Here is a 1,579-nt window from a genome sequence, read left to right on the forward strand (position 1 = left end):
GGCTACTGCATAGGCGGCCTCCTGGCGATGCGCACCGCAGCGGCTCACCCCGGCCAGGTGGCCGCTATCGCCGCATTCCACGGTCCCGTGGGCGCGGACGGGCCCGACGCCATCGCCGAGATCACCGCCCAGGTCCACTTCGGCCACGCCGAAAGCGACCTGACACCCGAGGCCCTGGGCGAGCTCAACCGGGCACTGGACGCCGCGAAGGTCGACTACACCTCCCCGAGATCTACCCCGGCACCATCCACGGGTTCACCATGTCCGACACCGACGCCTTCAACTCCGCCGGGCTGCAGCGCCACTGGGACCGCCTGCTCCCCCTTCTCAACCGCGCACTGGCCAACATCTGAAGTCTCGGATCGGAAACCAAACCTGAAGTACACGGCGGCGACCAACAGACGGCCCGGCGGGCCACACCGATGTCGGCATGGCCGGCCGCTGGCCCGCCCGGCCATCCAGCGTTCGGCCGGGCAGGCCAGCCGATCCCGGTTGACGGTGTCGGCGTCCACCCAAGCGACGCTCCGCCGCGCGATCAGCGCGCTCGGAGCCGATGCCGGGCAGGCAAGCAACTACGCGACACGCGCACCGAGCCTCCCGGCTCCGCCTCGGTTTAAGCTGCGCCCGTGCCTCACCAGCCCATCCCACCCGCTTCCGCGCTCCGGAGCTCCGGCACCCCGGAGCGGACGGGGATCAGACGACGGCTTCTCGGCGCGCTCGTGGCCGTCGCCGTGCTCGCCGGGTCAGTGACCGTCGCGGTGGTCCTGACCGGTTCCGAACCTTCGACACGCAGGCCCGATTCCGGTGTCGGGGCGCGGACGCCCGAGTCCGGCGCGCCCTCGGCGCCGGCGCGTACCGCGGGCCGGAAGTGGGGCTTCGGGCTTTCTTTCGGTGACTCGCTGACCTGGATGACGGACGCCGAGCGGGCCCGTGCCATGGCGGATGCCGAGGAACTGGGCGTGCACTGGCTGCGGGTCGATCTGTCGTGGCGGAACATCCAGCCCGATTCACCGGACCAGTACCTGTGGGAACGCTTCGCCCCGGTGGTGGATGCGGCCCGCGCCCACGGGCTCGAGGTGCTTCCCACCCTTTCCTACACTCCGCGCTGGGCCGCCGATCCGCGCTGCGCGGGCGTCGGCCCAGCGCGCCCGCCCGCCAACAGTGACCGGTTCGCCGAGTTCGCCCGTCAGGCCGCCGAGCGGTACTCGCCCAAGGGCGTGCACACGTGGGAGATATGCGTATCGTGCTCTGCCCTCTCGCCGCCTCAGACCCCGTTTGCCTCCTGATCTGGGCCAACGCTGCCGAGGCCGACCGTCTCGGCGGTGATCACCGCAAGGGCTTCCTGGAGTCGGCGGACGGCATCTTCCGCCTCCTTGTATTCCTCAGGACTGGGGAGGACGGTGCCGAAGCTGCCGCCACGGTCGGCTGGCATGGCACGCCAACGCAGGACCGGCTCAAGCGCGTTGAGAGCACCAGAGAGGAACCAGGCCAGACGGCCGTGAGTACGCGCGAGAGAGATGGCCAGGACGGCGAGAGTTTCCCGCAAGTGTTCGAGCCGCTTGATCTGCGGCAAGTCCTC

At 70.4% G+C, this 1,579-nt stretch carries 1 protein-coding gene and 2 pseudogenes; 2 read left to right on the forward strand and 1 reads right to left on the reverse strand.

Annotated features, from left to right (window positions below; genetic code table 11):
- Positions 1 to 353 (forward strand): annotated as a pseudogene (locus GT030_RS06425) (dienelactone hydrolase family protein); the annotation flags it as partial.
- Between the two features lie 366 nt (positions 354 to 719).
- Positions 720 to 1,286 (forward strand): glycoside hydrolase family 5 protein, encoded by a 567-nt coding sequence (locus GT030_RS06430; RefSeq protein ID WP_161200244.1) that lies wholly within the window; start codon positions 720 to 722, stop codon positions 1,284 to 1,286.
- Here the strand turns inward: GT030_RS06430 and GT030_RS06435 are convergent.
- A pseudogene (locus GT030_RS06435) lies at positions 1,265 to 1,579 on the reverse strand (hypothetical protein); the annotation flags it as partial. The gene GT030_RS06430 and the pseudogene GT030_RS06435 sit on opposite strands and share 22 nt — an antisense overlap.

The organism is Streptomyces sp. SID1328 (genome assembly GCF_009865595.1).
GTDB lineage: Bacteria > Actinomycetota > Actinomycetes > Streptomycetales > Streptomycetaceae > Streptomyces > Streptomyces griseoluteus.